The organism is Micromonospora sp. CPCC 206061 (assembly GCF_036906915.1).
GTDB lineage: Bacteria > Actinomycetota > Actinomycetes > Mycobacteriales > Micromonosporaceae > Phytohabitans.
In genome coordinates this window covers 62,563-68,737 of the sequence record NZ_JBAKHX010000040.1, presented here as the reverse complement: position 1 = coordinate 68,737, position 6,175 = coordinate 62,563, and the positions used below count along the sequence as shown (strand labels likewise).

Here is a 6,175-nt window from a genome sequence, read left to right as displayed (position 1 = left end):
AGCGACGCCACCACGAGTTTCACCCACCTGCGGGTGGCCCGAAGGGCCAGGGTTTCTTGATCGATGCAATCGCCCTTGATCGGCGCATGGCCGCGAGCGCCGCTCGATCTCCCGACGCCGGTCCTGCACGCGTAGCGCGCACGGTGGCAGACCACGCGAGGGGGCGGTGGGTGGGAGGGGCGTGGCGCGGGGGCGCCGGGGGGCTCAGCGGGCGTGGCGTGGGCTCAGCGGGCGTGGCGTGGGCTCTGCGGGCGGCGACTATGGCGACCGGCTGCCCGCAGAGGGGTACCGGATCGCCGCAGTCGCCGCGCCCGCCATGCCGAGGCGCCGCAACATCCCCGAAGCTGCGGCCCCAGGTCCATGAGGCTGCGGCACCTTCCCCGACAGTGCGAGCGCGCGGACGCCCGCGTAGGGCCTGTGTCGAGCCGCAGCGCCCTGGGCCCGGCGCACATGCGGCGCGTTCCGGACGCGCTCCGCCTGCGGGCGGTGTAGCGCCGGACCGCGCCGTGGCCCACGTGATGAGCCCTGCGCCTTGCCCGCCCGGCGCCGCCGATCAAGGAAGAGTCCATTGATCAAGGGCAAACGCACGTGGAAAAGAGATCGAACCACGTGCGTTTGCCCTTGATCGACGGCAAGGGGCGAGCGGCAAGGGGTGAGCGGCAAGGGGCGAGCGGGGCGGGGGAAGGGTGTTACGGGGCTGGGACGACGGTTACTGGGACGGCTGGGTCGCCGGCGCTCAGCTTCAGGCCCTCCCAGGGGATGGAGATCAGGCAAGCACGCAGGTGGGCGCGCGACTCGTCGAGGGTCGGCAGGTCGACTGGCTCGCCGGTCACCACGTACGAGTGCTGGAGCAGCCGGTCGCCCAGCTTGTGGTCGGGCACCCCCTGCGACACCACGATCTCCTCGGTGGCGGTGCCGGTGGGCTTGTGGCGGCGGATGGCGGTCTTGCGGCCGCCGACCGTGGCCTTGTTTTCCGACCTTTTCACGACCGGCCGCCCGTCGACCTCGACCAGCTTGTAGACCAGCCCTGCCGTGGGTGCCCCGGAGCCGACCACCACGGCCGTGCCCGCGCCGTACATGTCGACCGGCTCGGCGGCGAGCGCGGCGATCGCGTGCTCGTCGAGGTCGCCCGACACGATGATCTTCGTGTCGGTGGCGCCGAGAGAGTTCAGCAGCTCGCGGGACTGCTGCGCCAGCACCGACAGGTCACCGGAGTCGAGGCGGATGGCGCGCAGCTCCGGCCCGGCGACCGCGATGGCGTTGCGGATGCCCTGGCTGATGTCGTATGTGTCAACGAGCAGCGTGGTCTGCTTGCCGAGCGCGGCCACCTGCGAGGCGAACGCCGCCGGCTCGTCGTCGTGCAGGAGCGTGAACGCGTGCGCGGCCGTGCCCGCGGTCGGTATCCCGTACCGGTATCCGGCGGCCAGGTTCGACGTGTACTCGAATCCGGCCAGGTAGGCGGCGCGCGCCGATGCGACGGCGGCTTCCTCGTGCGTGCGCCGGGAGCCCATCTCGATCACCGGGCGCCCGCGCGCGGCGGTCACCATGCGGGCGGCGGCCGCGGCGATGGCACAGTCGTGGTTGAGCACCGACAGCACCAGGGTCTCCAGGATCACGCACTCCGCGAATGTGCCCGAAACGGTCAGGATCGGCGAACCGGGGAAGTACAGCTCGCCCTCGGCGTAGCCGTCGATGTCGCCGCGGAACCGGTAGTCGGACAGCCAGGCGGCGGTCTGGTCGTCGACCACGCCATGCGTGCGTAACTGCGCGACCTCCTCCTCCTGGAACCGGAAGTCGCGCACGAGGTCGATCAGCCGGCCGGTGCCGGCGACCACGCCGTACCGGCGGCCGGTCGGCAGCCGCCGCGCGAACACCTCGAACACGCAGCGCCGGTCAGCGGTGCCGTCGAGCAGCGCGGCGCGCAGCATGGTCAGCTCGTAGTGGTCGGTGAGGAGGGCGATCGTCACGTGGTCAAGCCTATGGCTCGGCGCGTGCCTGTAGGGCGTGAGACAGCTCGCTCCGGTTGGTGATCCCGAGCTTGCGGTAGACCCGCTGGAGGTGGTTTTCGACGGTGCGCGCGGAGAGAAACAGCTGCTCCGCGATCTGTTTGCTGGCTACACCGGCCGCCGCGAGCCGGGCGACCTCGCGTTCCCGCTCGGTCAGCGGTGGCCGGGCGGCCCGCAGCGCGGGGGTGTGCAGCGTGTCGCACCGCCCGAGCAGGTCGCCGAGGTGGGCGCTGGCCTCCGGCGCGAGCGGCGACTTCGTCGTCCGCAGTCGCAGCGCGGCCATCGCGGCCGCGTCGGCCGCGTAGAGCAGCAGCCCGCGCCGCGCGAACGCGTCGGCCACGGTCATCAGCTCGGCGCCGTCGGCGGTGGCCCGCCCGTGTAGCGCCATCAGCTCGACCAGCGGGCCGTCGACCACCCCGGTCAGCTCGGACAGCCGCTGCGCGACGGTCTGCGGCTCAGCGCCGGCCCCGAGCGAAAGCGAGCCGTCCGCTCCGAGCGAAAGCGAGCCGTCCTTCCCCGGCGAGCCGTCCGGCCCAGGCGAAAGCGAGCCGTCAGCGGCCCACGTGACGGGCAGGTTGGCGCAGCCGAGTCGCACCAGGTCGTGCAGCGCGAGGGCCTCGTGCCCGGCGAACCCGTCGGCGCGCAGCCGCGTGGCCAGATCGCTCAGCAGCTTGATCGCGACCTCGACATCGCCCGCGCACGCGGCCACCCAGGCACGCGCCTGCTCGCGCCACGGGTACAGCACCGCCATGCCGCGGGTCTGCGTGCGGTCGGAGTCGGCGAGCGCCGCCGCGGACTCGGACGCATCGCCGCGCAGCGCGGCCGCGTACGCCCGCTCGGCGTGCGCGAGACCGGCGAAGACCCGGCTGGTCGCCAGCGCCGCACACGCCTGGAGGCTGCCGCGCAGCGCCTCGGCACTCTGGCCGCGCAGCCGCGCGCCCTGTGCCCGGATGACCGAGAGATACCCGGAGCCGAGCCGGAAGTCGCCCGCGTCGGCCAGGTCGGCGAACTCGTCGGCGACCAGCGCGTCGATGCCCTCCAGGTCGCCGGCGATCGTCAGGCGGGTGCCGCGGGCCAGTTCGAGGGCGAGCTGGAGGTACGGCATCTCGACCCGCCACTGTGGCGCGTCGGCCACCACGCCGGCGATGGCGCGGGCGCTGCGGGTGAGCTTGCCCTGCGCGGCCGCCAGGTGCGCGACCACGCACTGGGCCAGTGCCCGTGCCGCCACGGGCGCCGCGGGCCGGTCGATGATCTCGCGTGAGAGGCGCAGCGCCTCGGCGCTGTCGCGCCGGTGCAGGCGCATGATCGCCTCGAACGCCTGGACCCGCGCGCGGTGCCCGGAGTCGGTCACCGTGGGCGATTCCTTCGCCAGGTCGTGTACTGCCGACTCCCGGCCCAGTCCCCAGTACGAGACCAGCCCTCGCACGGTCAGCCAACGGCTGCGCCGCTGATCCGAGTCGATCTCGTCGCGCACTGACTCCACAACGGACAGCGCCGCGTCGGGCTGCTCGCTGAACATCAGGATCGTCGCCAGCAACTCGCCCGCCTCGAAGTCGCCACCGGTTTCCAGCGCGGCACGCGCCAGCCGGGCGGCCAGGTGCACGTTGAACCGGCTGAAAGCCTGCGCTGCCGCCTCCAGCAGCAGGTGAGAGTCCTGTGCGGTGCCGGAGTCGAGCCGCCACACGGCCACCCGCAGCAGGTCGTCGCGGCGACGCGCGCCGGCCTCTTCGACCAGCGCGGCGAGCTGGGGCCTTGAGTCGCATGGTGCGAGTGGCCGGGCAGCGCTGGCGCACCACCTCGCCGTACAGCGGGTGGGCCAGCCGGACGTTGTGCCGCCGGTCGCTTTGCGCCAGCCGGATCAGGCCGCGCTCCTCGGCGCTTTCGACGGCGGCGTCGCTGGTGGCGCGGACGAGCAGCGGTAGGCCGATCGGCTACCAGCTCGACGACCGCGCGCACCTCGTCGCTCAGATCGCCGATGCGGGCGTCGATCAGGTCGGTCAGCCGGGGTGCCAGCTCGAACTGCCCGGTCCACCGCCACATCCCGTACAGCTGGGTCAGCTCGGCCGAGTCGGACGCCGCGATGACCAGCTCGCGCAGCAGCAGCGGATTGCCGGCGGAGAGCCGCCACAGCCGGTCGGCCGACGAGGAGTCGACCGGCCCGCCGAGCATCACGGCGAGCAGGGCCTTGTTGTCGGCGGTGGTGGACCGCGAGCACGATCGGCCGGCCCGCGGCCTGGTGGTGCAGCGCCTCGACGGCCCATCGCAGCAGGCCCGCCGGCGATACTCCGGCTGGCTGATCGGCCGGCAGCACCTGGGCGAGTCCGCCGAACGGCAGCCCGGCAGCGGCGATGTTGGCGGCGGCGGTCCACACCGCGTACTTGTGGGTGGGCAGGCTGGCGACGCCCTCGCGTAGCAAACGACTCTTGCCGATGCCTGCGGTGCCGCTGAGAATGAGACCGCGGCCGGTGCCACTGGTGGCTGCCGTCACGAGACGCCGCAGCTCATCGGCCCGGCCGACGAAGTGCCACGGGCCCATCGGGTCAGGATATCGACGGGCGCCGCAGCCCGCTGACCGCCTAACGGTGGAAGTTGAGTAGCGGAGTGGTCGGCGCTGAGTAGTCGTCCTCCTGTCGCGTTCGGTAACCGCTCCCGTACGGTTCGATGGCCCGGCACGGTAACGGTACGAATGGTGGGCCGCACGCACAGTTGGAGGCCCAGACGGTGATGTCTGCGACAACGGGAGAGGTGCGGCGACGGCGCAAGATTCAGATGCGCGCGACACTGATTGAGCCCCTGCCCGACGAGCCGACCGCGGTCGTCGTCGTGGGCCCTTGGCGCGGCCGGCTCATCGGCGCCTTGCTGGGACGTGACGGTCCAGTCCTCGCCACCCCGACCGGCAGCTACCTCGTGGTGCGCCCGGGCAAGGCCGGCGAGGCGCGCGCCTATCTGCCAGGCGCCCGCCAGCCCCAGCCGTACCCCTTCGAGCCGTCGAGCGGCAACGCCGTGCCGGCCCGGCCACCGCGCCGGATCGAGGTGGGCGGGTCCGAGCCGTTACTGCGGCATTTCTCGCTGATCGAGGGTCCCGACCTGCGTACCCTCGGAGTTGCCGGTAACCGCGTCCTGCTCGACGTGGTGCGGCGCGGCGGCGCGCTGGTGTACGCGCTGGGCGACCAGCTGCCGGAGCGCGCCGAGCGCGATCTGCTCGCGGTCGCCGCTGAGCTGCCGGCGGCGCTGTTCTTCGCGGTCGATGGCCCGACCAGCGAGGTGGATGCCGCGCGCGAGCGCCTGCCCGAGTTCGAGGGCGCGTCGTGGTTCACCGGCGACGCCGAGCCGGCCTACCTGCGCCGCGCCTTGGTGGCGTGGGCCGGCGTCGAGGGCCTCCATCGGGCGAGCATCAACCCCCCGGTGCTGCCCGGTGCGGAGGGGCGCATCGCGGTCGGGTCGAGCGCGCACGAGTCCGACTGGGCCGCGCGGCTCGACCGGATGTGTCGCAGCGCCGCCCGGCTGGTCCGGCAGCGGCTGGCGATCGAGCTGGCCAACGTCCACCTGCGTTGCGTGCACGACATCGTCTTCGGCACCGGGTGCGAGGGCCTTCCGGCCGCGCTCGACCGGGAGATGCACGCGCTGTCGCTGCGCACGGTGGCCGAGTGCGACGCGGCCGCCGACCGCGTCCTCGACGAGATGCTCACGCTAGTGCTGGGTGAGCCGCCGGTGGCCGGCGTCCGCCGCCGGGTCACGATCGCGGTCCGCCGCGGGTTCGCCGACTACAGCGACGACGGCGGCGAGCTGGAGCGGGTCCTGCTCATCACGAGTACCGCCGGCGTGGCCGCCGTGACAGGTGGTGGCGCGGTGACCGCGCTGGCGGCGTATGACACCGACCCGGGGTGGGCGGTGCTCCCGCCGCTTGGGCTCGGCCTGTCAGGTGCCTGCTATCAACACTGGCGCAGTCCGGTGAACTCCGACCCCAACCGTGCCCGTAGCTGGCTGCAGCACGCCATCCGGGGGGTCGAGCTGGATCTGCTCAAAGAGGTGTCGCGCCGATTCGAGATGCTGCATCGGTCGCTCGGTGGCGTGATCGCCGAGGCGATCGACCACGGGATCTTGCTGATCTAATCAGAGATTCGGAGCACGACAGGGCATACCGGTAGTCGTATGGTTCCTCGATTGCC

The 6,175-nt window shown here is 72.7% G+C and carries 4 protein-coding genes; 1 reads left to right on the top strand and 3 read right to left on the bottom strand.

Annotated features, from left to right (window positions below):
- Positions 1-689 precede the first annotated feature (689 nt).
- The 3 genes from V6V89_RS24765 to V6V89_RS24755 form a co-directional block, all read right to left on the bottom strand.
- Entirely contained in the window at positions 690-1,967 is a 1,278-nt protein-coding gene (locus V6V89_RS24765; protein WP_334621703.1) for a nicotinate phosphoribosyltransferase, read from the bottom strand.
- 10 nt (positions 1,968-1,977) lie between these two features.
- Positions 1,978-3,696 carry a helix-turn-helix transcriptional regulator gene (locus V6V89_RS24760; protein WP_334621702.1) on the bottom strand — a complete coding sequence of 573 codons (1,719 nt, stop codon included), beginning with the start codon at positions 3,694-3,696 and terminating at the stop codon, positions 1,978-1,980.
- 168 nt (positions 3,697-3,864) lie between these two features.
- Positions 3,865-4,542: an ATP-binding protein gene (locus V6V89_RS24755; protein ID WP_334621701.1), complete on the bottom strand. Its 678-nt coding sequence runs from the start codon at positions 4,540-4,542 to the stop codon at positions 3,865-3,867.
- Positions 4,543-4,775: 233 nt separating this feature from the next.
- On the opposite strand from V6V89_RS24755, the gene V6V89_RS24750 reads away from it, so the two are divergent.
- Positions 4,776-6,119 (top strand): hypothetical protein, encoded by a 1,344-nt coding sequence (locus V6V89_RS24750; protein WP_334621700.1) that lies wholly within the window; start codon positions 4,776-4,778, stop codon positions 6,117-6,119.
- Positions 6,120-6,175 lie beyond the last annotated feature (56 nt).

What these genes read in the sequence shown, in the direction of transcription:
- V6V89_RS24755 (WP_334621701.1), bottom strand. Translation starts at nt 4,542, where the DNA reads ATGGGCCCGTGGCACTTCGTCGGCCGGGCCGATGAGCTGCGGCGTCTC.
- V6V89_RS24750 (WP_334621700.1), top strand. Translation starts at nt 4,776, where the DNA reads ATGCGCGCGACACTGATTGAGCCCCTGCCCGACGAGCCGACCGCGGTC.